Source organism: Vibrio sp. 378 (genome assembly GCF_033339435.1).
Map to the genome: position 1 here is coordinate 1 of NZ_JAWOUO010000639.1, position 660 is coordinate 660.

The 660-nt window shown below is 47.1% G+C and carries 1 pseudogene; it reads left to right on the top strand.

The features are described from left to right. Positions 1 to 660 (top strand): annotated as a pseudogene (locus R7Q48_RS28005) (error-prone DNA polymerase); the annotation flags it as partial.

Here is a 660-nt window from a genome sequence, read left to right on the forward strand (position 1 = left end):
TCAGAAGCAGTGAAAAGCGTTTTAGAAAGAACCATGGGCGTGCCTATCTTCCAAGAACAAGTCATCAAACTTGCCATGGTCGCTGCGGGGTTTAGTGGTGGCGAGGCCGATCAACTTCGTCGAGCCATGGCTTCATGGAAAAAGAATGGTGATTTAGCCAAGTTTAAGCCTAAGCTGCTCAATGGCATGCAAGAGCGAGGTTACGACTTAGCATTTGCGGAGCGCATTTTTGAACAAATTTGTGGCTTTGGTGAATACGGATTTCCAGAAAGTCATTCAGCGTCTTTCGCCGTTTTGGCGTATTGCTCGGCATGGCTAAAATACTACTATCCCGCAGAGTTTTATACGGCACTGTTAAACAGCCAACCAATGGGGTTTTACAGCCCTTCTCAATTGGTGCAAGACGCTCGTCGTCACGGCGTCGAAGTTCTGCCTATCTGTGTCAATCACTCCTATTCCCAGCATCATTTGATTCAACGCTCCAATGGCCGACTCGGTGTGCAACTGGGCTTTCGATTGGTTAAGGGCTTTAATGAGGAAGGCGCGACTCGCTTAGTCGAACGACGACCAAAAACGGGCTATCACTCAATACAAGAGGTCAAACAAATCTTGAGAAGTCGTCGTGATATCGAATTATTAGCTTCTGCAAATGCCTTTCAG